The organism is Streptomyces sp. M41(2017) (assembly GCF_002078175.1).
Taxonomy (GTDB): Bacteria; Actinomycetota; Actinomycetes; order Streptomycetales; family Streptomycetaceae; genus Streptomyces.
The window spans coordinates 240,778-262,897 of record NZ_MWFK01000001.1 but is presented as its reverse complement, the minus strand read 5'-3'; the positions used below and the strand labels follow the sequence as shown (position 1 = coordinate 262,897).

General features: G+C 72.4%; 22 protein-coding genes. 6 read left to right on the top strand and 16 right to left on the bottom strand.

Annotated elements, in window-relative coordinates:
- Positions 1-45: 45 nt before the first annotated feature.
- Positions 46-402 (top strand): 5-carboxymethyl-2-hydroxymuconate Delta-isomerase, encoded by a 357-nt coding sequence (locus B0675_RS01180; protein WP_081216863.1) that lies wholly within the window; start codon positions 46-48, stop codon positions 400-402.
- 20 nt (positions 403-422) lie between these two features.
- On the opposite strand, the gene B0675_RS01175 is transcribed toward B0675_RS01180, so the two are convergent.
- The 5 genes from B0675_RS01175 to B0675_RS01155 form a co-directional block, all read right to left on the bottom strand.
- Positions 423-1,124: a TetR/AcrR family transcriptional regulator gene (locus B0675_RS01175; RefSeq protein WP_107482533.1), complete on the bottom strand. Its 702-nt coding sequence runs from the start codon at positions 1,122-1,124 to the stop codon at positions 423-425.
- A 57-nt stretch (positions 1,125-1,181) separates the two neighbouring features.
- Positions 1,182-2,231: a PDR/VanB family oxidoreductase gene (locus tag B0675_RS01170; RefSeq protein ID WP_081216861.1), complete on the bottom strand. Its 1,050-nt coding sequence runs from the start codon at positions 2,229-2,231 to the stop codon at positions 1,182-1,184.
- Positions 2,231-3,151 carry a metal-dependent hydrolase gene (locus B0675_RS01165; RefSeq protein WP_081216860.1) on the bottom strand — a complete coding sequence of 307 codons (921 nt, stop codon included), beginning with the start codon at positions 3,149-3,151 and terminating at the stop codon, positions 2,231-2,233. Before B0675_RS01165 ends, B0675_RS01170 begins: the two co-directional genes overlap by 1 nt.
- 138 nt (positions 3,152-3,289) lie before the next feature.
- Positions 3,290-5,218 (bottom strand): hypothetical protein, encoded by a 1,929-nt coding sequence (locus B0675_RS01160; RefSeq protein ID WP_081221518.1) that lies wholly within the window; start codon positions 5,216-5,218, stop codon positions 3,290-3,292.
- 50 nt (positions 5,219-5,268) lie between these two features.
- Positions 5,269-5,778, bottom strand: a complete 510-nt coding sequence (locus B0675_RS01155; RefSeq protein WP_081221517.1) for a tetratricopeptide repeat protein — start codon at positions 5,776-5,778, stop codon at positions 5,269-5,271.
- Between the two features lie 157 nt (positions 5,779-5,935).
- On the opposite strand from B0675_RS01155, the gene B0675_RS01150 reads away from it, so the two are divergent.
- Positions 5,936-6,373 (top strand): hypothetical protein, encoded by a 438-nt coding sequence (locus tag B0675_RS01150; RefSeq protein ID WP_081216859.1) that lies wholly within the window; start codon positions 5,936-5,938, stop codon positions 6,371-6,373.
- A 94-nt stretch (positions 6,374-6,467) separates the two neighbouring features.
- Here B0675_RS01150 and B0675_RS01145 read toward each other — a convergent pair whose 3' ends face one another.
- From B0675_RS01145 to B0675_RS01100, 9 genes are all read right to left on the bottom strand, one after another.
- Positions 6,468-8,006 (bottom strand): DUF1996 domain-containing protein, encoded by a 1,539-nt coding sequence (locus B0675_RS01145; RefSeq protein ID WP_081216858.1) that lies wholly within the window; start codon positions 8,004-8,006, stop codon positions 6,468-6,470.
- A gap of 212 nt (positions 8,007-8,218) precedes the next feature.
- Entirely contained in the window at positions 8,219-8,875 is a 657-nt protein-coding gene (locus B0675_RS01140; RefSeq protein WP_081216857.1) for a response regulator transcription factor, read from the bottom strand.
- A complete protein-coding gene (locus B0675_RS01135) occupies positions 8,860-10,131 on the bottom strand; it encodes a sensor histidine kinase (protein ID WP_081216856.1) in 1,272 nt (423 codons plus the stop codon). Before B0675_RS01135 ends, B0675_RS01140 begins: the two co-directional genes overlap by 16 nt.
- A 152-nt stretch (positions 10,132-10,283) precedes the next feature.
- Positions 10,284-11,288 (bottom strand): NAD-dependent epimerase/dehydratase family protein, encoded by a 1,005-nt coding sequence (locus B0675_RS01130; RefSeq protein ID WP_081216855.1) that lies wholly within the window; start codon positions 11,286-11,288, stop codon positions 10,284-10,286.
- Positions 11,289-11,401: 113 nt separating this feature from the next.
- Complete coding sequence (locus B0675_RS01125; RefSeq protein WP_081216854.1) at positions 11,402-11,998, bottom strand: winged helix-turn-helix domain-containing protein; 597 nt, start codon at positions 11,996-11,998, stop codon at positions 11,402-11,404.
- A 328-nt stretch (positions 11,999-12,326) separates the two neighbouring features.
- Entirely contained in the window at positions 12,327-13,262 is a 936-nt protein-coding gene (locus tag B0675_RS01115) for a hypothetical protein (protein WP_081216852.1), read from the bottom strand.
- 104 nt (positions 13,263-13,366) lie between these two features.
- Positions 13,367-14,395, bottom strand: a complete 1,029-nt coding sequence (gene glnII / locus B0675_RS01110) for a glutamine synthetase (protein WP_081216851.1) — start codon at positions 14,393-14,395, stop codon at positions 13,367-13,369.
- Positions 14,396-14,808: 413 nt separating this feature from the next.
- Complete coding sequence (locus tag B0675_RS01105) at positions 14,809-15,495, bottom strand: hypothetical protein (protein ID WP_081216850.1); 687 nt, start codon at positions 15,493-15,495, stop codon at positions 14,809-14,811.
- Between the two features lie 253 nt (positions 15,496-15,748).
- Positions 15,749-16,117: an arsenate reductase family protein gene (locus B0675_RS01100; protein WP_081216849.1), complete on the bottom strand. Its 369-nt coding sequence runs from the start codon at positions 16,115-16,117 to the stop codon at positions 15,749-15,751.
- A 209-nt stretch (positions 16,118-16,326) separates the two neighbouring features.
- On the opposite strand from B0675_RS01100, the gene B0675_RS01095 reads away from it, so the two are divergent.
- Positions 16,327-16,635, top strand: coding sequence for a hypothetical protein (locus tag B0675_RS01095; RefSeq protein ID WP_081221516.1), 309 nt, complete (start codon positions 16,327-16,329; stop codon positions 16,633-16,635).
- Positions 16,636-16,789: 154 nt separating this feature from the next.
- Here the strand turns inward: B0675_RS01095 and B0675_RS01090 are convergent, their stop codons facing one another.
- Positions 16,790-17,986: a winged helix DNA-binding domain-containing protein gene (locus tag B0675_RS01090; protein ID WP_081216848.1), complete on the bottom strand. Its 1,197-nt coding sequence runs from the start codon at positions 17,984-17,986 to the stop codon at positions 16,790-16,792.
- A 182-nt stretch (positions 17,987-18,168) separates the two neighbouring features.
- Here B0675_RS01090 and B0675_RS01085 point away from each other — a divergent pair, with 182 nt between their 5' ends.
- The 3 genes from B0675_RS01085 (at position 18,169) to B0675_RS01075 (ending at position 21,173) form a co-directional block, all read left to right on the top strand.
- Positions 18,169-18,675 carry a hypothetical protein gene (locus tag B0675_RS01085; RefSeq protein WP_241539662.1) on the top strand — a complete coding sequence of 169 codons (507 nt, stop codon included), beginning with the start codon at positions 18,169-18,171 and terminating at the stop codon, positions 18,673-18,675.
- Between the two features lie 5 nt (positions 18,676-18,680).
- Positions 18,681-20,039 carry a DUF2252 domain-containing protein gene (locus tag B0675_RS01080; protein ID WP_081216847.1) on the top strand — a complete coding sequence of 453 codons (1,359 nt, stop codon included), beginning with the start codon at positions 18,681-18,683 and terminating at the stop codon, positions 20,037-20,039.
- A gap of 393 nt (positions 20,040-20,432) precedes the next feature.
- The gene (locus B0675_RS01075; RefSeq protein ID WP_081216846.1) at positions 20,433-21,173 is read left to right on the top strand and encodes a GAF and ANTAR domain-containing protein; all 741 of its coding nucleotides are present in this window, start codon (positions 20,433-20,435) and stop codon (positions 21,171-21,173) included.
- A gap of 89 nt (positions 21,174-21,262) precedes the next feature.
- Here B0675_RS01075 and B0675_RS01070 read toward each other — a convergent pair whose 3' ends face one another.
- Positions 21,263-22,003 (bottom strand): DUF1269 domain-containing protein, encoded by a 741-nt coding sequence (locus tag B0675_RS01070; RefSeq protein WP_241539661.1) that lies wholly within the window; start codon positions 22,001-22,003, stop codon positions 21,263-21,265.
- Positions 22,004-22,120 lie beyond the last annotated feature (117 nt).

Sequence of the window (22,120 nt, the reverse complement as noted above, 5' to 3'; positions counted from 1 at the left end):
CGGCTAGGGTGTCCGGGACCTTCCCGCCCGGAACAGGAGCGCCCCATGCCGCAGATCACCGTCGACTACTCCGCGTCGCTCGACGACGCCTTCGACCGGCAGGGTTTCGCCCTGGCGCTGCACGAGGAGGTGGTCGTGACGGCCGCGGCGAAGATCGGTGCCTGCAAGACGCAGTTCCGCCGCACCGAGGACACCGTGGTCGGCGCGGACACCGCCGGGCACGCCGTCGTGCACGTCACCCTCGGGCTGCTCGCCGGGCGGACCGAGGAGGTCAGGACGAAGCTCGCCGAGGCGACGCTGGACCTGCTGCGCACCCATGTGAAGCCGGCCGGGGGAGTGGAGCTGCACGCCTCCGCCGAGGTCCGCGACCTCGACCCCTCGTACCGCAAGTTCGAGGCGTAGCCCCGAACCCTCGCACCCCGCTAGGACGCGGGCGGGGTGGCCAGCGAGATGAGCCGGACGGCGAGGTCGGTGAACGGGCCGTCGCCCGGCTCGCCCTCCAGCCCCCTGCGCAGCAGAGCGGCCACCTCGTCGTCGTAGGCCGCGCTGACCGCGGCCAGCGCCGCGAAGTCGTGCACGAGCTGGACCTCCAGCTCACCGCGCGGGATGCGCCGGCCGTCCAGCCAGATCAGCGCGGTCGACTCCACCAGGGAGATCCAGGAGCGGACGACCAGTTCCAGCCGGGCCGGGGGGTTCTTCACGTTCAGATGCGACAGGACCTGGAGGTACGCGGCCTGCCGGACGGAGTCGACCAGGGCGTTGGTGGTGGAGGAGCCGACGGCCGGGCCGCCCCGCATCAGCGCGGCGAAACCGGGCCCGTGATCGTCCACGAAGTCGAAGAAGCGGCGCATCACCCGCAGCAGCCGTGCCCCGAGCGGTCCCTCGTGCGCCTCCACGAAACGGCCCGCGAGATCGTCCGCGGCCCGCTGCAACGCGGCCTCGTACAGGCTGAGTTTGCCCGGGAAGTAGTGGTACACGAGCGGACGCGAGATGCCCGCGGCGGAGGCTATCTCGTCGATGGAGACCTCGTCGGGCGAGCGTCGGCTGAACAGGTCGAGGGCGACGCCGATCAGCTGCTGCCGTCGTTCCTCGACACCCATCCTGCGGCGTACCCCGGTTGTCATGCGAACACCTTACCGATCGGAACCGGCCCGGAACGGGCCGGTCCGGGCCGCCGGCGCTCACATGTCCAGCACGATGCGCTCCCCCCGCGCGCGGGAGACACAGATCAGCATCGAGTCGTCACGCTCCGCGTCCGTCAGCAGTTCGTCCCGGTGGTCGATCTCGCCCTCCAGGACGCGCTGTTGGCAGGTCCCGCAGAACCCCTGCTCGCACGAGTACAGGGTGTCGGGGAACTCCGCGCGGACGGCGGCGAGGACCGAGGAGTCCGCGGGCACGGTCACCGTACGTCCGCTGCGCCGCAGTTCCACCTCGAAGGAGCTGTCGCCGGACCCGGGCGCCCGGGCCGTGAACCGCTCCAGGTGCAGCGTGCGGCCCTCGGGGACGCGGGCCTCCACCGCGGCCGTCAGCCCGTCGGGACCGCAGCAGTAGACGGCCGTGCCCTCGGGAAGGTCGGCGAACAGGCCGTCCAGGTCGGGCAGTCCGTCCTCGTCCTCGGCGACCACGGTGACCCGCGCGCGGTCGAGCTTCTCGATCTCCTCCAGGAAGGGCATCGACGCGCGCGTCCGGCCGCCGTACAGCAGCCGCCAGTCGGCGCCCTCCCCGAGGGAGCGCAGCATCGGCAGGACGGGGGTGATGCCGATCCCGCCCGCGACGAACACGTGGGCCGGGGCGTCCACCAGCGGGAAGCGGTTGCGCGGCCCGCGCACCTCGACCTCCGTGCCCTCCTGGAGCTGCTCGTGCACCTCCCGCGATCCGCCCCGCCCGTCCTCGACCAGGCGGGTCGCCACGGTGTACGAGGAGCTGTCCTCCGGGTCCCCGCAGAGCGAGTACTGCCGGACGAGCCCCGAGGGCAGCACCAGGTCGAGATGGGCACCGGGCTCCCAGGACGGCAGGTCCGTTCCCTCCAGGCGCAGTTGGACGACACCGTCGGCGACCCGCTCGTGCCGGGTGACCAGGAGCCGCAGCGCACGGGAGCGGGGCCGGCCCGAGACCGGTTCCTCCAGGGCGGGCAGCGGCCACAGCGGTGACGCCCCGATCCGGCGCCGCAGCGCCCGCCGGACCAGCAGGGCCGTACCGGCGACCGCGACGACGGTCCGCAGCCTGGGCATCACGCGGCACCAGCACCCTTCTCGGCGAGGGAGGCCGCCACGGCGGCCGGGGAGGAGGCCAGATAGGCGACGGCCTGTTCGGTGGAGCCCTCCTGGGAGGGGTGGTAGGTGCGGCTCAGATAGCGCGGGATCGACCGGAGCATCGCCCCGGTGGAGGGCAGCACGCCGCGCCTGCCGCTGACGTAGAAGTCCTTGAAGGTCGCGCGGCCGTCCGCCAGCGTCGGGTCGTTCTCCATGAAGAACCGGGATCCGCGCTGCCACAGGAACACGAGCGCGGTGAAGGCGGTCGCCCAGGTCCGCGCCCGCCGCCGGTAGCTTCCGTCGACGTGCTGGAACAGCTCGAACGCCACCGAGCGGTGCTCGACCTCCTCGGCGCCGTGCCAGCGCAGCAGGTCCAGCATGGTCGGGTCGGCGCCGCGCCGGTCCAGCTCCTTCGCGTTCAGCACCCAGTCGCCGAGGAAGGCCGTGTAGTGCTCGATCGCCGCGATGAGGGCGACCCGCTCCAGCAGCCACCACCTGCGGGCCCTGCCCGGCGGCAGGGTCCGGTCGCCGAGCAGCTTCTCGAAGAGCCAGTCGACCTGCGCGGTGTACGGCGTCGGGTCGAGGCCCAGCTCCTTGAGGTGCGGCAGCACCTCGTCGTGCGCCTGCGAGTGCATCGCCTCCTGGCCGATGAACCCGATGACGTCCGCGCGCAGACGCTCGTCGTGGATGAGCGGCAGGACCTGCCGGTAGACGTGCACGAACCACCGCTCACCGGCGGGCAGCAGCAGATGCAGCACGTTGATGGTGTGGGTGGCGAACGGATCGTCCGGCACCCAGTGCAGCGGTGTGTCCTCCCAGGAGAACGACACCTTGCGCGCCTTGAGCGCCGTCCACTCGGACTCGACCGGCAGGGGCAGCCGGGCCTGCGTGTTAGACATGGCGTCAATGTACTGACGGGTAGGCGCGTGGAGAACCCCTGTGGGCCGACTTATTTACGTACACGTCAGCAACCAGTGGCCGAAACGACGCTGTCGGCCACCCCGCCCGAGGTGGCCGACAGCGTCGAGACGTCCGGTTCAGCGCAGTCCGCTGATGCCCCGGCCGTCCTCCAGGGTCCCCTTCAGCTGGGCCTGCGCCCCCTGCTTCGTCCGTACGGCGAGCAGCGGTCCCTCGGCCGCACCGCGCACCCCGCCGCTCGCCGTGACCGACGCCGTGTCCTTGGTCCCCGCGGCGAGCAGGTACCAGGACCCGGCGCCCGACTTCCACAGGACGCCGGCCAGCACGTGCGGGTCGCGGGAGCCGCACGCGGGGGAGTTCTCGGCCTTCGCCGCCACCGCCCCGTACGTCCCGCCGGGCGTGCGGAACTGGGCCAGCACCCGGGTTCCGCCACCCCGCCAGGTGTCGGCGCGGGTGCACACCCAGGTCGCCGAGCCGCTCGCGTCGGGCAGCGACTGCTGCGCGAACTGCCAGGCGTTCACCGAGCGCACGCCCTGGGAGCGCACCGAGGCGAGGGAGCACGCGAAGGGCGCCCAGCCCCGCAGGTTCGCGGCGCCCGTCGCCTCCCGCGGGGCGGCGGGCCGGCCCGAGGTGAGGTGGGCCGGGATCAGCTCACCGAGGTCGCTGAGCAGCCGGGAACCCGAACCGTCGTCGACCTGGAGCACGTTCCACGACGTGCACGCCCCGGTCTGCGGCGGGCCCGCCAGCGGCGAGGTGGAGCCGTCGGCGGACAGGGTGAGATCCATCGTGCCGGTGTTCGGCTTCAACAGATCGCGCTCGGCGGCCTTCTTGACCCAGGGCGCCGTCAGATAGCGCACGTTGCCGTCGGCGCGACTCAGTACCACCGCGCTGGCCTCCGCCCCGCGCGCCCCGTCCACCCGGGCGAAGTCGAGGGCCGCGCCGCTCGTGCCGTCCTTCGGCTCGGCGTAACGGGCGATGCGCAGACCGTCGTACAGGAGCACCACCCGGGCCTGGTCGACGGTGCCCGCGTAGAGCAGCTGGGGCGGTCCGGGCGGGGCGCCCGACGGGGTGCCGGGTGTCGCCGACACCTGGACGGACTCCCCGGGCCTCGCCCACACCGCGAGCGCGCGGCGCAGCAGCCCGCTGTCCTTGACGAGGTCGCCGCGCGCGGGCCACACCGAGAAGTCGGTGCGCGCGGACGACTCCCAGGCGGCGGGCGCCACCCGCTGCAGCCGGGCCGGGTTCAACGCGGCCTCGGCGGCCGGGTTCTGCGCGTACGAGGGGGCCGCGGCACCGTCCGGGCCCCAGCCGTCGCCCGGCAGGCCGAGCAGCGCGCCGCACACGGTCAGCGCGGCGGCGGCCGCGAGGGCGGCCCGCAGGTGCTGCCTGCGCCGCATCAGGTCGGTGGGCCGGGCGTGCAGCGAACAGGGGTCGAACTCCGGGGAGGCGAGCAGCGCGTCCCGCGCCTCGACGCCGGCCGCCTCCGTGAGCGCCGCCGTCGGGTCCGCCACGCCCGCGGCCGCCAGCATCCTGCGCAGCTGCGGATCGGGCAGCTTCTCCAGACCGCGCAGCACGTACGCGGCGCGCGCGGGGCCGGAGAGCGTGGACAGCAGCTGGTCCAGGGCGAGTTCGTCGGCGCCGCCCGACCGAGGGAACAGCCGCAGGCCCCACACCTGGGGGAGCAGCGGCGGCAGCTGGGACCGCTTCGGCCAGGCGCGCCGCTTCAGCGGCAGCCCGGCCTCCAGCGCCGAGCGCACCACCTGGAGGCGGACGAAGGCGTAGCCCGGGTCGCCGTCGCGGCCGCCGCCGCTCTGCTGGGCGGGAATGACCGACGCGTCGCCGGACGCCCGGCCGCGGGGCAGCGCGCGCTGGGTGAGGGCGTGCGCCGTCAGGACCCGCCGGTTGCGGCCGAGGCTCGGCGGCAGCACCAGATACGCGAGCCGGACCAGCCGCGGGTAGTGCTCGACGAGTGCCGCCTCGGCCTGCTCGACGTCGACGACCGTTCCGGAGGAGGCTGCGGGGCGTTTGGCTACATCCTGTGACTGCACGTTCAGCAAAACGAGCGAACGGGTGGATGGTCACCGGCCCCGTCGCGGGCTCAGGAGCCGGACTCCTCCGGCTCCACCAGCAGACGGGCGTAGTTCGCCATCGACCGCTGATAGCGCGGCAGATGAGGGGCCAGAGCGCCGATCACCAGGGCCAGGCCCTCGCGTTCGCGGCCGAGGTCGGCGAGGCAGAGCGCGAGGCAGGCGCGTACCGCGTCGTCCAACTCGTCGGACGGCGCGACCAGTTCGGGGGTGAGGAGCTTGACACCCTCGTCCGCCTGTCCGATGTTGCGCAGTGAACTGGAGAGCTGGATCTTGGCGCGCCGCCCTTTGTAGCCGCTCAGGCCGCGGGCCAGGGCCTCGCGGTACAGCGGCACGGCCCGGTCGGAGTGGCCCGTGGAATCCCAGGCGCAGGCCTGTTCGAAGGGGCCGAGGGGGCTGTCGGCCGGCAGTTCGGCGACCAGGGCGTCGATCACCGCCCGGAAGTCCGCCGCCCGCTCCTCCTCGTAGGTGTCGAAAGTGGCCCAGGCGGCCGCCGTACGCTCTTCCCAGTCTTCGTTCACGAGGGACACCCTCGCACAGCTGTACCACCAGCGGTATCGGGTTCCCCCGCGGAAACGGCGTCCCGTTGAGCACAGGACCGCCCGGAGCCGTAATCGAGGACAGAGCCCTTGCCGGGGCTCGCTTCGGCGTGAGCGCCGACAGGTACCGGAGGAACGTATGAGGGTGACACGCGAGAGGCTTCTGGCCGGGGCGGCCGTGGCCGTCCTGCTGACGCTGACCGGCTGCGGCGGCGGATCGGACGACAAGGCGTCCACCGCCCGGGAGACCGTGCCGGCCACGGCGACCGGCAGCCTGGAGGACCTGGCGGCCGAGGTGAAGTGCCGTCCCGACATCCAGACCGACGCGGACGAGATCCGTCAGGGGGTCTGCAAGGTCGACGCCGGCAAGTTCATCCTGGCGACCTTCGCCACCGACCGCGGTCAGCGCGAGTGGCTCAACGGGGCGAAGGACTACGGCGGTTCGTACCTCGTCGGCGCCAAATGGGTGGCCGTCGGCGACCAGAAGACGGTCACCTCCCTGCGCGGCCGGCTCGGCGGAACCCTGGAGGAAGGCACCTCGCACGGAGGGCACTCCGGTCATGAGCACAGCGGCTGACGGAGCGGAGTCTCCCCGGCCCGACGGGCCGGGGACGTGAGGACACAAGAAAGCCGGTGGCGGGAGAATCCCGCCACCGGCTTCCTCATGGGGGTCACTTACAACGCTGGCCCTTGTTGATGCAGTTGACCATCTTGTTCATCAGGTTGTCGTCGAAGACGTTGATGAAGTCGTCGTGGTCGGTGGCCGCCTTGTGCAGCTGCTCGGGGAATCCGTCCACCGCATAGGCGTTCTTGATCTGCCCGTTCTGCAGGGTCGGAGCACGGAAGCCGTAGACGAGGCGCATCGTCAGCTGCGGAATGGCCTTGAAGCCGTTGCCGCAGTTGCCCTGGGCGTCCGCGAAGGCCACGTGCGTGCGGTGGTTCGCGCTGTCGATGTTCACCCCGTCCCAGCAGCTCTGGAAGGCGAAGGTGCGTACCACGGTGCTGCCGCGCGGGCAGATCGGGTACTGCTGCGTGAGCTGCACCTTGTTCTCGAAGCCGGTGCAGGACCAGTGGGCGTTGGCGTTCGCGAGACCGTTGGTCGTGGTCTTCGCGTCACCCGTGATGATGCGCAGGAACTTCGGCATCGCGACGACCTTGCTCTTCGCGCTGCCGACGAACTTGATCTGCGCCTGCTTGACCTGCTGGATCTGGCCGACGTTTCCTTCCTTGCCACCGCCGTCGTTGTTCTGGTCGAAGTCCTGCGTACCGTTCTGGATACGCACGACCGGCCAGTAGTACGTCGACTTGTCACCCTGGTTGGCGCAGGTGGTCTTGGCCGCGGCGAACGTGTCGTTGTTGGCGAACGCGTCGTTCGACTGGTTGCCGACGTAGTCGTGCAGGTGGTGCGCGCCGTTGCTGACGCCGGGCGCCACGATGACGTTGTCGGTGTTGAACTTCTTGTTCGCGTTCACGCCGCAGGACGTGGTGAACGTGCCCGTCGAACCGCCGGCCCGGGTCCGTGCCTTGCGGGGCACGTTCGCCTGGACCTTCGTGATGTCGACGAAGTCCGCGGCGAGCGGCCCGTTGCCGGCCTGACCGCCGTTGCCCGTCTGCTGTCCGCCGCCCTGCTGGCCGCCGGCGCTCGCGCTGGCCGAGGGCGAGGGGGCCGGGCTGGCCGTCCCGCCGTTGTTCTGGCCACCGTTGTTCTGACCGCCGTTGCCCCAGCCGGCGTTGGTCTGGGTGGCGGGCGTCCCCGTGCAGGAGGACAGGCCGTCGAGCGAGGACGGTGCGCTGCCGCCGACCCGGCTGATCTCCAGCTTGATCCGGTCGATGATCACCGAGCGGTTGTTCTTCAGCGGTCCGAGGATGGAGTTCTGGACGAAGCTCGCGTCCCTCGTCTGCGCGTCACGGGTGGTGGCGAGCCGCTGGTAGGCGGCCGTGATCTGCTGGTCCAGCGTGGCGAGTTCGCCGTCGACCTCACCGCGGGCCTTGTTCGGCACGTTGGTCAGCTTCTGACCGACGTCCGGACAGCTGATGGTGGCCACCTGAGCGGTGGCGGCCTTCGTGGTGTTGGGAGAAGAGTTCTCCTCGTGCGCCGAGGCGTAGAAGTTCGCCCAGACCAGTCCACCCCCGCCGATGGCGAGCGCTGCCGACGCGGCGATGGCCCGAACGGCCAGCGGCGAACGGCGTTTTCGTATGTTGCGTCCCATGGAACTCCTCTGACTTCCTTGCGGGGCATCGAGGGCGCCCGACAGGAGTGAAGCGGCTCCATTCCATACGCACGGGGCGGGTGGGGTGTTCAGAAACCCCAGAAAATCTTAGAAGTTCGTGAGACCAATTCGGGCACAATGGGCTCAGAAGCATCCGAATTCACGGGAGTTGATGTCGCTCAAAAGGTTTGAGGGCGCTTTTTGACTGAAATTCAGCGGGCGTCCCGGTCCAAATAGGCGAGTACCGCGAGGACGCGTCGATTGTCGTCGTCCGACACCTCCAGGCCCAGCTTGGCGAAGATGTTGGAGGTGTGTTTGGCGATCGCCCTTTCGGTCACGACGAGCTGAGCAGCGATCGCCGCGTTGGAACGCCCCTGCGCCATCAGGTCCAGCACCTCCCGCTCCCGCGGGGTGAGGCGCCCGACCGGCTGGTCCCCGACCGTCCGCCGGGCCAGCAGCTGCTGGATCACCTGCGGGTCCATGGCCGTGCCGCCCGCCGCCACCCGCCGTACGGCGTCGATGAACTGTTCCGCGTCGAACACCCGGTCCTTCAGCAGATAGCCGACCCCGCCGGTGCCGTCGGCGAGCAGCTCGCGCGCGTACAGCTGCTCGACGTGCTGCGACAGGACGAGCACCGGCAGCCCGGGCCGCTCGCGCCGGGCCCGCAGCGCGCACTGCAGCCCCTCGTCGGTGTGCGAGGGAGGCAGCCGTACGTCCACCACCGCCACGTCCGGCCGCAACTCCGCCAGTGCCCTGGCGAGTTCGGGTCCGCTCTCGACCGCCGCGGCGATCTCGAAGTCGTAGGCCTCCAGCATCCGGACCAGGCCGTCGCGCAGCAGGAAGAGGTCTTCGGCTAGGACAACACGCAAGGGATCTCCAGGGTGACCCGGGTGGGACCGCCCGCGGGGCTGCTGACGGCGAGGACGCCGTCGAATGTACCGAGCCGCCGCTCGATCCCGCCGAGTCCGGATCCGGCGCCGACGCGGGCGCCGCCCCGCCCGTTGTCCGTGACGGTGATCCGGAGCGTGCCGTCCCGGTGGTGCACGTCGATCCAGAGCCGGTCCGCGCCGGAGTGCTTGACCGCGTTGGCCAGCACCTCGCTCACCGCGAAGTACGCGGCCGACTCGACCGGCGCCTCCACCCGCCCGGCCAGGTCCACGTCCACCTCGCTCACCGGGGGCAGGCTCAGCGCCAACGCCCTGATCGCGTCGCCGAGTCCACGTTCGGCGAGCACCGGCGGGTGGATGCCCCGGACGAGGTCGCGCAGCTCGGTCAGCGCCTCGGCCGACGACCGCCGTGCCTGCGCCAGCAGGTGTTTCGCCCGCGCGGGGTCCTTCTCGATGAGCGCCTCGACCGTTCCCAGGTCCATGCCCACGGCGACGAGACGGGCCTGCGCGCCGTCGTGCAGGTCCCGCTCGATGCGGCGCAGTTCCGCGGCGGAGGTGTCCACGGCTTCGCGCCGCGTCTCGGTCAGTACCCTTACCCGCTCGGCGAGTTCACCCTCGCCGGAGGCCAGGACGGCACGGGTGACGCGGAAGTGGAGCCGCAGGAGGAGCGGCGAGAGGTACAGCGAGGCGGCCAGGAGCACGGCGCCGAGGGCCCCCGCCGCCAGGGCCGACGCCTGACCCGAGATCGGGACGAACCCGTACCACCAGCCGACATGGGTGCCGTCCGTGAACACCCGCCACAGGCCGAGCGCGAGCGCGAAGCCCTCCAGCGGGTACAGGACCAGCACGGCCGGCAGCAGCGCGGTGACCCATCCCGCGGTCATGTCGAACAGCAGCCAGCGCACGTCCCGCCAGGTGGCCGGGTCCCGGAGCATCCCGGAACAGCGCGCCCAGGGGTTGGCCCCTTCGGGCAGCGGCCGGTAGACGGGCCGGATCCGTACCCCGCACCACCGGGCCGCGACCAGCCGCCGTGCGTCGGCGAAGGCACGGACGGCGGTCAGCACCCGCGGTGTCGTGACGATCCCGACCCCGACGGGCACCAGCAGGAGGGACACGACGGTCAGGACGAACAGCCCGATCGACCCGGCCAGTCCCGTCACGGCGACCAACAGCCCTCGTGCGCCGGCCACCAGGGCCTCCCGCCCGCGGGCCCGGGCCTCGAACCTCTGCGACTCCATGCCCCGAGTCTCGCCGACCGACGCGGCCACGTCACTGGGCCGGACCCCCTGCCCGGGGGTGGTGCCAGCAGCACCCCCCGGGGCGGAGAGGGAAGGAAAGAGGACGTGGGCCCGACCGGCCGCCGCCCCGTCGCGAGCGGGGCTGTGGGGGCTCAGACCCCGAGGACCTTCGCCTCCACCGCGGGGTCGAGACCCACCGGCGGCCGGTCGGGCCGCAGTGGCGCCGTCCCGCCGCGTGACCGGAGCCACTCCCAGGTGTCGGCGACGGTCTCCCGCACGGGCCGGCAGCGGAGCCCGGCCGCGACCGCCCGGGAGACGTCCGCCGAGTGCAGGGCCCCGTGCAGCTCGCTCGCCGGCGGCACCCACACCGGCAACTGGGTCCACGGCTCGATCCCCGCGGCCAGAACGGTCTCCGGGTCGGTCCAGCGCAGCTCCGCGTGCCCGCCCGTGACCTCGGCGCACGCGTCGAGCAGCGCCCCCATCGTGCTGTGACCCTGCGGACTCACCAGGTTGTACGCGCCGCCGAGCCCCGACTCCGCCGCCGTCAGCGTCCACTGGGCGAGGTCCCGCACGTCGACGTACTGGAGCGGCAGTTCACGCGGGCCGGGCGCGAGGACGGGACCGCCCGCCGCGATCCGGTGCAGCCACCACGGCAGCCGCCCGATGTTCTCGTACGGCCCGAGGATCAGCCCGCACCGCACGAGCAGGGAGCCGTCCGCGCCGAAGGCGTCGAGCGCCGCCAGTTCGCCGCCCCGCTTGTCCCGCGCGTAGTCGGTCGCCTCCGCGTCCGGCGACGCCCCGTCCACGACCGGCGCGTCCTCGCCGTACCCGGCCTTGGGCGCCCACGCGTACACGGAACAGCTCGACACGTACACGTACCGGGAGACCCGCCCGGCCAGCAGGCGTGCGCTGTCCCGCACCACCCGCGGCGCCCCCGACCAGGTGTCGACGACGAGATTCCACGTCTCGGAGGTACCGGCGAGGGCGGCCAGTCCGTCCGGGGCGGTGCGGTCGCCCAGCAACGACCGCACGCCGGGGAGCGGTTCGTGCCGGCCGCGGTGGAAGACGGTGACCTCCCATCCCCGGCCCAGCGCCGCCTCCACGACGGCGCGCCCCACGAACTCCGTCCCGCCCAGCACCAGAAGTCTCCGTGTCATACGGACGACTCTGCCCGCCGCGCCCGGCCGGCGGAACACGAATCTGCTGACAGAAGATCCGGCCGGGGCGGCGGTGAACCGGTCACGGGCGCGCCGGTCGACCCGCGATCAGGTCAACGGCCCGTCGGCGGGGCGAACTTGTAGCCGACGCGACGCACCGTCTGGATGGACTGCCGGTGCTGCGCCCCGAGCTTGCGGCGCAGTCGCGCGACATGGACGTCGACGGTCCGTCCGTCCCCCACGTGCCCGTACCCCCACACCGTGGAGACCAGCTGGTCGCGGGTGTGCACCCGGTGCGGGTGCTGCACGAGGTGCGCGAGCAGCTCGAACTCCAGATAGGTGAGGTCCAGGATCCGTCCGTCGACCTCGGCGGTGCGCTGCACGGTGTCGATGCGCACCAGCGGGTCACCGGCGTCCGTGCCGGTGAGCGACGGCCCGTCGCCGTCCGGCGCCGTCCGGTCCGGTACGGCCACGGGCAGCAGGGGCTGCTGGTCGGCCGGCACGAGGACCAGGTAGCCGATCATCGGCGGCTGCCCCGGCAGAACGGGCAGGGTGTGCGGGGGAGCGGGCAGCCAGGTGGCGCCCGGCGGGAGGAAACCGGCGACGTCGACCACCTCGTCCCGGTCGACGGCACGCAGTCGGTGCCGTCCCGGGGAGGTCGAGGGGGTGGGAGCCGTCGCTACGGAGGAGAAGGAACGAGTGGTCGCCATGAGAGGTCAGCTCTTTCGCGCGAGAAGTCCGTCGGGTGGTCGACGACCGCGAGTCGGTGACCGGGTCGTCGAGGACGTACGTCGTGCGCGCTGGCCGAAGGCCGGGGTGTACGGCTTTAGAGGGCCGGCGCGTTCGTCGCGCGGCAACACACCCGGTCGAAGTCGTGGTGCTGACGGGAAGGCCAGAAGGGCTCGAGGTCGTGGCGACCTGTCGCGACGCACTTCTGATGGCTGGCCATGCCCCCATTGAAGCAGAAGGCGGAGCGCGGCAGCAGAGCCCTTCCACGGACCGGACGCATCCTTGGCGTGAACGTGACGCAGGGAGCCCCTATCCGACCAGGCGCTTGTGCCACGTCAGACCGGTGACATGGACGGCGCTGTCCGGGGAGCCGTCCCACTGGGCGGACAGGCCCGCCGCGTCCAGTGCCGCGACGACCTCGCGGCCGACGGACGCCGTGGTCGCGGCCGAGCCGTCGAACCCGCCGTACAGCAGCATCAGTCCGTGGCCCGCCGCGGCGCCCTCCGTGCACTGGGAGTGGAAGAAGACGAAGCCGCGCGAGCCCTCACCGCGCTCGGCCCCTATCTCGGTGGTGCCGCAGGTGCGGCAACAGGTGAAGTTCTCCCGGGCGGTGATGCCGCTCGCGTCGAGCGCCTCGAAGACCTCGGTGAGGCGCTCCGGGTCCGTCACCCCTTCCCAGAGCTCCTGCTCGGCGAGCCGTTCCGTCCACAGCCGGTCGACCAGTTCGCGGGCCTGGGCACGGGAGACCGGCCGGTGGTCGCCGTCCACCAGATACTCCTCGGCGTTCTCGGTGAGCCGGGCCCGGTCGTCGTACCCGCAGCGCAGCAGTTCCCTGATCCGTGGCTCGATCTCGCCGCGTACGTCCGCCGGCAGTTCCGGGACGTCCCGCGGGGCGTCGTGACCGAGCGGTTCCCACGTGAGGCCCGCGTCCCAGCCGTCCTCGCCCCGGGCCCAGCCCACCAGGGCGTCGGCCACCCGGTCGGCCGCGCCCGCGTCCAGCGTCGTGCCGAAGAAGCGGGCGCGGCTCTCGCGGTGCTCCAGGCGGAAGTCACCGTCCCCGTCCCGCTCGTGCCACACCTGCGCGAAGACGTCCGGCAGGTCCGGTATCCGGTTCAGGACCAGGAAGCGGTCGCCCGCGCCGCCGATCCCGCGCACCAGCGCCCGCAACGTGTCCGCCGGAATCCGCTGGTGGCTCCGCCCGTTCTCCGTCTTGACCTTGACGGCGAGCTGTTCGTCGTTCCCCATGGGCCAACTCTGGCACGTCCCACCGACAACGCCCCGCCCGGTCCGGGGAACACCGAAGGGGCGCCCGCCGGTCCGGCGGGCGCCCCTCACGGGTGTGCGGTGGATCAGACCTGTCCGGCCTTCTCCAGGGCGCTGCAGCAGGTGTCGACGATCAGGCGCGTCACGACGTACGGGTCGACGTTGGCGTTGGGGCGGCGGTCCTCGATGTAGCCCTTGCCGTCCTTCTCGACCTGCCACGGGATGCGGACCGAGGCGCCGCGGTTGGAGACACCGTAGGAGTACTCGTTCCACGGGGCGGTCTCGTGCAGGCCCGTCAGGCGGTCGTCGATGCCGGCGCCGTAGTTCTTGACGTGGTCCATGGGCTTCGAGCCCTCGCCCAGCGACTCGCACGCGGTGATGATCGCGTCGTAGCCCTCGCGCATCGCCTTCGTGGAGAAGTTGGTGTGCGCGCCCGCGCCGTTCCAGTCGCCCTTCACCGGCTTCGGGTCGAGCGTCGCGGAGACACCGAAGTCCTCGGCGGTGCGGTACAGCAGCCAACGGGCCACCCACAGCTGGTCCGAGACCTCCAGCGGCGCCAGCGGGCCGACCTGGAACTCCCACTGGCCGGGCATGACCTCGGCGTTGATGCCGGAGATGCCGAGACCCGCCTTCAGACAGTTCTCCAGGTGCGCCTCGACGACGTCACGGCCGAAGATCTCGTCCGAGCCGACGCCGCAGTAGTAGCCGCCCTGCGCGGCCGGGAAGCCGCCCTCGGGGAAGCCGAGCGGGCGCGTGCCCTTGAAGAACGTGTACTCCTGCTCGATGCCGAAGATCGACTCCTGGGCGGCGAACTTCTCGGAGACCTCGGTGAGCGCGGCACGGGTGTTGGACTCGTGCGGCGTCATGTCGATGTTCAGGACCTCGCACATGACGAGGACGTCGTCGCCGCCGCGGATCGGGTCCGGGTAGGTGGCCACCGGCTTGAGTACGCGGTCGGAGGCGTGGCCCTCGGCCTGGTTCGTGGAGGAACCGTCGAAGCCCCAGATCGGCAGCTCCGCGCCCTTGGCGTCGTCGCCCAGGATCTTCGTCTTGGAACGGAGCTTGGCCGTCGGCTCGGTGCCGTCGATCCAGATGTACTCAGCCTTGAAGGTCACGGGCCACATCCTTCGGGGTGTGTCTTGAGGCGCACTTGCGGGTGCTGCGGCGCTGCGGCACCGGGACGCCGCTGGGATGCCCGGCAGCCTGCCAACCGGCGATTTCCCGGTCGTTGCCCGAAGGTGAACCCCGTGTTACCCGGCCTGTGTGTGCCCCGTCTCACGCGGGCCGCCCCACCGCCCGTGTCCGCGCGACGGCGTTCGCGACCGTGATCCGCCGGCCCGCCGCCGGGCCCGGTCCGGCGCGCCCCGGTCCACGGCCGGCTCGTATGCGATGGGCGTGAAGTCGAGACGGGCGATGTGATGCGGTTGCGCCCCGGTTGCCCGAGCGTGCGAAGGCCCTGTTCCCGCCGGTCCGGAGGAACCGGCGGGAACAGGGCCTCGATCCGTTGCGTCCGCCACCCGGGCGGCTGCTAGCCCACCTTCTCGATGCGGGCCTTGCGGATCAGGAACTTGCCGGGTTCCCTGACCTGTTCGAAGGCCGCGTTGTTCAGCAGCACACAGCTTCCGGAGACCGAGGTGACCTCCACGGTCGTGGACTTGTTGTTGTCCAGGTTGGTGACCTTCAGCTTCGTCCCTGCCGGGAACTGGTTGCTGGACGCGGCCGGTGCGCCGCCCTCGCCGGAGAGCGTGACCGTCGAACCGGTGCAGACCTGCTGCCCGGTGGCGGCGCCCGCTCCCGCGTCGTCCGCGGGCGCGGTCTGCGCCGGGTCCGCCTGCGCCGGAGCGGAGGGGGCGGGCGCGGCCTCGGCCGGCGCGGACCCGCCCGGCTGCGGTGCGGTCTGGGAGTCCTGAGCCGACTCCCCGACCTCACAGCCGGACGCTTCCTGCTGAACCTTGATCTGCGCGATGACGGCCTCGCGGTTGGCGATCCTGGCCTCCGACTGCGCGTCGGGGGCGGCCCGCTGGTCCGCGATGAACTTCTGGTTGTTGCCGAGCGCGGTGGCGAGACCCTTGCAGACCGTCGAGGTCTGCGCGTTCTGCACCGACGCGGCGTTCGAGGTGGCGGCGAGGGCGAACGCCCCGCCCCCGGCCACGAGCGCCGCGCCGGTCAGCAGAGCGATCTTCTTCTTGGTGCCGAGCGTTCTCCTACGCGACATGCGCGCCTCCAGTGCGGGGGGAGCGTTACGCCGCTATGTACGGGATACCGAACGGAGTTGCTCAACGGTGACAGCAGCCTCGTAAGTAACGTGGATCACAGGGGAGTTGGGAGAGGTGTCGGGCGACAGGGGTCGAACACCGGCTCGACATCGCTCCGTTGGGCGGTTCGCCTCGGGTTCGCTCACGGCGGTCGCCTCCGGTCCGCCGCGACGGTCGCCTCCGGTCCGCACGCGACGGTCGCCTCCGGTCCGCTCATGGCTGTCGCCGGGACAGCGCCTCCCGTACCGCCTCGTCCGTGCGGGCCACCACGGCCGTCCCGTCGTCCGCCGTGATGATCGGCCGCTGGATCAGCTCCGGATGCTCACGGAGCGCGGTGATCCACCGGTCCCGCGAACCGGCGTCCCGCGCCCACCCATCGAGTCCCAGCTCCTTGGCCGCGGCCTCCTGGGTCCGCGTGATGTCCCACGGCTCGAGTCCGAGACGGGCGAGCACGTCGCGGATCTCGTCCTCGCCCGGCACGTCCTCCAGGTAGCGGCGGACGGTGTAGTCGGCGCCTTCCGCGTCGAGCAGGGCGACGGCGCCGCGGCACTTCGAACAGGCCGGGTTGATCCAGATCTCCATACGACACACGCTACCCGGTGTTCGATTTTCTGCCACCTCACACGTCACTCCCGGATCGGAGGTGGATCGGCGTCAATTCCCTTTCTCACCTGGTGCTTTAGTGTCCGTCCGGGCTCCCTGATTGTCAGTGCGGCGCAGTAGACTGGTAGCAGTGTTCGAGGATCCCGCCGGGCGGTCCGACGGGGTCCTGACGCGACAGGAGGATGCTCGTGCCCGCTGCCGCACTGAAGCCGTTGCCCACCCAGTCCACCGCGAAGAGGCCCGTCCAGCTGGACCTGCCATACGAGCCCGTGGAGAAGCGCCCGCTCCCGCCGGGCCGCCCCCGCGACTGGTACGTCACGCACAACCGCCGGCTCAAGGCGATGCGCCTGGCCATCGCCCTGCTCGACTCCGGTGTGTACGTGCCGAACCAGGCACGCAACGAGACGATCCACGGCGCCGCCCGGCTCATCGGTGTCCACCCGCCGTCGGACACCACGTGCCACATGGTCCGCGCGCTGATGAGGTACGCGCGCTGACGGGTCCCACCCGCTGAGGGGCCGGGCACGCCGTGCAAGGACCGCCGGGCGCCCCCGTCGCACGACGAGGGCGCCCGGCACCGGTCGGCCCGCACCGGTTTGGTCCGGCACCGGTCCCCGGTGCGGGGGCCGCCCGGTGGTGCCGCCCCGCTCCTCAGCCCGCCGCCAACTCCTTCTCCAGGGGCGTCCGGAAGCGCGGGGTGACGCGGGTCGCGCCTACCCATCGTCGGAGCCGTTCGGCCTCCGCGGTGATCGCGGTCAGGGCCTCGCGGCCCACGCCTTTCGGCGCGAGCAGCCGCCAGACGATCTCGCCGTCGGGTCGCTGTGCCCAGCCGCCGACCACCCGGCCGTCCCACCACACCGTCGGCCCGACGTTGCCGCTGCCGTCGAACAGGGCGGCCCGCAGGGACGGGTCGAGATACCAGTCGCGCTCCTGGCGGCTCATCGGCGTCGGGTCGAGGCCGGGCAGCAGCGCGGCCCACGGTTCGGCGGGCCCCTCGACCGGCTCCTCGTCCCCGGCCGCCACATAGGCGGTGACCCCGTCGTCGAGCGAGACGGCGACCGCCCCGATCGCGGCCAGCGTCCGCCGTACGTCCGTGACCTTCCAGCCCGTCCACCACTTCAGGTCGGCCTCCGTGGCGGGCCCGCACGCGGTGAGCCAGCGGCCCAGCAGCTCGGATCTGGCCTCGGCGGGCGGGAGTTCGGGGTGCGGCGGCGCCACCGCCCAGCGGAACTGGCTCGACGTCCAGGAACCCAGCGGACGCCCCCGCACCACCCGGCCCTCGACGCCCAGCACCCGCATCAGCCGGGACGACACGGTCTGCGGAGTCTCGTAGCTCTTGCCGGCTCCGTAGACGAACTGCTCCTTCAACCGCGGCTCGTCCCGGGTGAGTTCGTTCACCGTGGCCTGGCCGCGGCGGGCCAGCGCCGCGAGCGCCGACTCCTCGACCAGGGTGAGCCACTCCTCGGTCAGCCGCCCGTCGCTGCCGGTGGCCATGTCCTTGACGAGCCCGGCCCGCGCCTTCACCGCGATGTCCAGCCCGGTCGAGGCGTGCACCACGGCCGCGAGAGCGGTGGGGAACACGAACACCGTGTGCCGCATGCCGTGCATCCGGACGAGCGACCGGTCCTCGTACAGCGCCCGGTCGACCTCGGCGACCGTCACCCCGGCGTCCACGAGCCGCGCGCCGACGGCCAGGTACACCGTCGACGGATCGGTCCCGTGCAGCGCGACCAGCGCGTCCGCGACCTCCTCGGGCCGCGCCGCCCGCGCGGACGGCGCGAGCCGATGCCGCAGCCCCAGCCGTGCCCGCCGCTCCGCCACCCCGATGTGCCGTGGTTTCCCCGTCACGCCGCCTCCGTTCCCGACCCCTGGCCCTCGTGGCGTTCATCCTCCCGGACGGCCGCCCGGTACGGGACGCGGCTCACCCGTTCGTCCCACCCGGGCATGCGGTCGTCCCGCCCGCGGCCTTGACTGGGGCCACCGCCAGGAGCGGAGCCCGGAGGAGAGCCAGGACCACAACAGGAGACGCGATGCAGAGCAACGGCGCACGAGGACCGGTCCGGCTGATCCTGGCCGTGGCCGCGGTGGTGTCGCTGGCCGCGTCGCTGACCGCCTGCTCCGACGACAGCAGCCCCTCCGACGCGGCCTCCAAGGCCGCTTCCGCGGCGTCCCGGGCCGCGTCCGCCGCCACCCGGGCCGGTGACTCGCTCGCCTCCGCGACCGCCGAGGCCGGCCGGAAGTTCGACGAGTTCAAGAACGGCGCGGACGCCAAGGACGAGGTGAGGACCGACGGCTCCGTGAGCCCCGACTCGGACGGTCGCGCCACCGTGAAGGTGACCGCGTCCAACCCGACCTCCTCGGCACGGTCCTACGTCGTCCAGGTCGACTTCCGCGACACCAGCGGCAACCTCCTCGACACCACCGTCGTGACCGTCGACGACGTCGCGGCGAACGGGTCCAAGGACGCGACCGTGCGCAGCAACCGCGCTCTCACCGGTGACGTGGACGCCACCGTCGCCCGCGCCGTGCGGCACTGACGGCCGTGCTCCGCGACGGTGTCACGGCCACCTCGGCCGACCGGGCCGCGCGCGGACGGGCGGCCCGCAAGCGCGTCTCCCGCTCCGCGCACGGCAGCTGGATCCCCGCCGCCGACCGCCCCGATCCCGTCGGCGTCCTGCAACGGCAGGGCAGGGACCGGCTCCAGGAACTGCTCCCCATCCGGTACGGGCGGATGGCCGCGTCACCGTTCGCGTTCCTGCGCGGAGCCGCCGCCGTCATGGCCGCCGACCTGGCCGCCCAGCCGCACACCGCGCTCACCGTCCAACTGTGCGGCGACGCCCACCTGCTGAACTTCGGCCTCTACGCCTCCCCGGAACGCTCGCTGCTCTTCGACCTCAACGACTTCGACGAGACGTTCCCCGGCCCCTTCGAGTGGGACGTCAAGCGGCTCGCGGCCAGCGTCGCCGTCGCCGCCCGCGAGAACGGGCACAAGGAGGAGCACGTCTTCGCCGCGGCACGGGCCGCCGCAGGGCACTACCGCGAGACGATGCGGCGGCTCGCCCGGCAGGGCGAACTGACCGTCTGGTACCAGCACATCGACGCCGACCTGCTGCTGCCGCTGGTCCGCTCCGGACGCCGACGCCGGCGCGCCGAGGCCACCCTCACCCGGGCCCGCCGCCGCACCAGCCTGCACGCCCTCGGCAAACTCACCGAGACCGTCGACGGACGCCCCCGCATCGTCCACGACCCGCCCCTGCTGGAACCGGCCGGCACCCTCGACCTGGCCACGCTCCGCAAGATCTTCAGCGACTACCGGTCCACGCTCACCGAGGAGCGCCGCCTCCTCCTCGACCGGTACCGCTTCGTGGACGCCGCCCGCAAGGTGGTCGGCGTGGGCAGTGTCGGCACCCGCTGCTTCATCGTGCTGCTCGCCGGCCGCGACGCCGACGACCCGCTGTTCCTGCAGATCAAGCAGGCCGGACGCTCCGTACTGGAAGAGCATCTGCCGACCGGCCCGTACCTCCACCCCGGGCGCCGCGTCGTCGCCGGGCAGCGGCTGATGCAGGCCGCCGGCGACATCTTCCTCGGCTGGACGACCGGACCCGAGGGGCGGGCGTTCTACTGGCGCCAGCTGCGCGACATGAAGGGCTCCGCGGACATCGCCGGCATGGACCCCGGTGAGCTGCGCGGATACGCCGGACTGTGCGGCACGGCGCTGGCCCGCGCGCACGCCCGCTCGGGCGACCGCATCGCCATCGCCGCCTACCTCGGCGGCGCCGACACCTTCGACCGCTCTCTCGCGCACTTCGCGCTGCGGTACGCCGACCGCACCATCGCCGATCACGCGGCACTCGGCGCCGCGGTGACGGCGGGCGTCGTCCCGGCGACCCCCGGTGTGTGACAGCGGGGGGCGAAAGCCGGCAGCACGATCCCGGAGCGCTCTCCGCCTTCCGTGATTCCCCGCCTGCGTGACGCGCCGTCGGGAGCCGCTGTCCTTGGACGCGGGCCTGACCGTCGGCATCACCCGTGCATCCGCGCGACGCCCGCTCCGGCCGGAGGGCCGAGCGCTGTTCGCCACGCGCCCGCAGGAGCACGCTCGTCGCCCACACCGGGCCGCGGACTGCTCCGCAGGTACGGGCCGCACCATTCCCCACGGCGGACTCCGATCGCCTCCGCCGTCGTGGTGCGCGACGAATGGCAAGCCGGTGCGCGAAGAGCCGTCCGGATTCTGCCAACCTGAGACCCGAACTCAGCTGCGTGGCGCAACGGCAGATCCGAGAGGTGGTACGAACCCATGAGCACGTCCGTGTCCCAGCAGCGGCTGGCCCACGCCTTCGTCGAGTTGGCTGGGCACGGGGTGACCGAGCCCGACGATCCGTCCGGGCTGCTCGCCACACTCGCCGCGCTCGGTCCACGGCTCCTCGGCAGCCACGGCGCCACCGTCATACACGTCCCGGACGACCATCTGCCGGTCCAGCTCGCCGGCACGGATCCCGACCTGGTGGACCTGGAATGGGAGGCGGTGGAGTGGGGTGAGGGGCCCGGGTACGACGCCCGGCGGACCGGCCGTCCCGTGCCGGACAGCGCCCTCGACACCCTGCCCGCCCAGGAGGCCTGGCCGCGGTACGCCCCGCGCGCCGTGGAACTCGGCTGCCGGCGGGCCGTCGCCCTCCCGCTCTCCGCGGGCCCCGGCAGGGGCCTGACCCTCGGGGCGCTGGTCCTGCTCTACACCGGGCCCGACCCGCTGTCAGCCGACGTCCTCGCCCTCGCCCAGTCGTTCGCCGACGCGGCGGGCTACACCCTGGCGCGCGACCGCGAGATCCGCCAGAGCCGTGCCCTCGCCGACCAGCTCGGGCACGCCCTGAAGAGCCGGGTCGTCATCGAGCAGGCCAAGGGTGTGCTCGCGGCCCGCCGGAAGGTGTCGGTCGACGACGCCTTCGCCGTCCTGCGCGCGTACGCCCGGTCGCAGCAGCGGCGACTGGCCGAGGTGGCCCGCGACGTGGTCGACGGACAGCTGGACCTGGGGACCGACTGAGCCGTCCGATCCCGGCGGTGCACACGCCTCCGCCCGGTCCCCGACGGGACCGGGCGGAGAAGGCGGGGCGAGCCGGGGCCCGCGGCGCTTCAGGAGGAGACCGTCGCGCCCGGCGCGTCCGACGTGGGCGGGACGGGAGGCGTGGGCTTCGGCGGACCGGGCTTCGGGGGCGCCGGCTTGGGAGGCGTCGCCCCCGTGCCGGGTCCCGACATGACGGTGCCGGTCCTCGACGGCCCGGCACTGCCGCCGGACGCGGACGTACCGCCGGTGGCCGTTCCCGGGGCCGCCGAGGTGCTCGCCGGCGGGGCCGGGGCCGGGGCCGGGGCGGTGCCCGCCGAGTGCGACCGGGCCGCCGCGACCGCGTCGCGCAGCGCGTCCTCCTGCTCCTGGCTCAGCGAGGTCTGCACCAACTGGCCGCCGAACGCGGCGATCTGGGGGATCACCTTGTCCCCGGCCGCCTGCTTCACCAGGACGAACAGCGCGGCGGCGCCGGGCCGCAGGTTCTGGCTCACGTCCTTCATGAAGCGGTCGTCGACCCCGGTGTCCGTGATCGCGCCGCCGGCCGCGCCGGCCGCCGCTCCCACCGCCGCGCCCAGCAGGGGCGCCAGGAACAGCAGCCCGATCACACCGCCCCACAGGGCGCCGCCCGCCGCCCCCACGGCCGTGTGACTGACCGCCTGATGCAGCTTGATCCGGCCGTCCTCGTGCCGTTCGACGACGACGGCGTCCTCCAACTCGACGAGATGCTGCTTCGACAGCTCGAACAGCTTGTCGCGCACCTGGTTGGCGGTGGCCACGTCGTCGTAGGCGACGACGAACAGATTGCTCATGACGGGCACCCCTTATGTCGATTTCGTTTGACTTTATAGCGATATCGCACAAGGTGCAGTCGGGAGAAATCCAGATGTGTTCCGACGTCCGGGCTCCTCGCGCCGACGGTGCGTTCG

What these genes read in the sequence shown, in the direction of transcription:
- B0675_RS01180 (WP_081216863.1), top strand. Translation starts at nt 46, where the DNA reads ATGCCGCAGATCACCGTCGACTACTCCGCGTCGCTCGACGACGCCTTC.
- B0675_RS01175 (WP_107482533.1), bottom strand. Translation starts at nt 1,124, where the DNA reads ATGACAACCGGGGTACGCCGCAGGATGGGTGTCGAGGAACGACGGCAG.
- B0675_RS01170 (WP_081216861.1), bottom strand. Translation starts at nt 2,231, where the DNA reads ATGCCCAGGCTGCGGACCGTCGTCGCGGTCGCCGGTACGGCCCTGCTG.
- B0675_RS01165 (WP_081216860.1), bottom strand. Translation starts at nt 3,151, where the DNA reads ATGTCTAACACGCAGGCCCGGCTGCCCCTGCCGGTCGAGTCCGAGTGG.
- B0675_RS01150 (WP_081216859.1), top strand. Translation starts at nt 5,936, where the DNA reads ATGAGGGTGACACGCGAGAGGCTTCTGGCCGGGGCGGCCGTGGCCGTC.
- B0675_RS01145 (WP_081216858.1), bottom strand. Translation starts at nt 8,006, where the DNA reads ATGGGACGCAACATACGAAAACGCCGTTCGCCGCTGGCCGTTCGGGCC.
- B0675_RS01135 (WP_081216856.1), bottom strand. Translation starts at nt 10,131, where the DNA reads ATGGAGTCGCAGAGGTTCGAGGCCCGGGCCCGCGGGCGGGAGGCCCTG.
- B0675_RS01130 (WP_081216855.1), bottom strand. Translation starts at nt 11,288, where the DNA reads ATGACACGGAGACTTCTGGTGCTGGGCGGGACGGAGTTCGTGGGGCGC.
- B0675_RS01125 (WP_081216854.1), bottom strand. Translation starts at nt 11,998, where the DNA reads ATGGCGACCACTCGTTCCTTCTCCTCCGTAGCGACGGCTCCCACCCCC.
- B0675_RS01115 (WP_081216852.1), bottom strand. Translation starts at nt 13,262, where the DNA reads ATGGGGAACGACGAACAGCTCGCCGTCAAGGTCAAGACGGAGAACGGG.
- B0675_RS01105 (WP_081216850.1), bottom strand. Translation starts at nt 15,495, where the DNA reads ATGTCGCGTAGGAGAACGCTCGGCACCAAGAAGAAGATCGCTCTGCTG.
- B0675_RS01100 (WP_081216849.1), bottom strand. Translation starts at nt 16,117, where the DNA reads ATGGAGATCTGGATCAACCCGGCCTGTTCGAAGTGCCGCGGCGCCGTC.
- B0675_RS01085 (WP_241539662.1), top strand. Translation starts at nt 18,169, where the DNA reads ATGCAGAGCAACGGCGCACGAGGACCGGTCCGGCTGATCCTGGCCGTG.
- B0675_RS01075 (WP_081216846.1), top strand. Translation starts at nt 20,433, where the DNA reads ATGAGCACGTCCGTGTCCCAGCAGCGGCTGGCCCACGCCTTCGTCGAG.
- B0675_RS01070 (WP_241539661.1), bottom strand. Translation starts at nt 22,003, where the DNA reads ATGAGCAATCTGTTCGTCGTCGCCTACGACGACGTGGCCACCGCCAAC.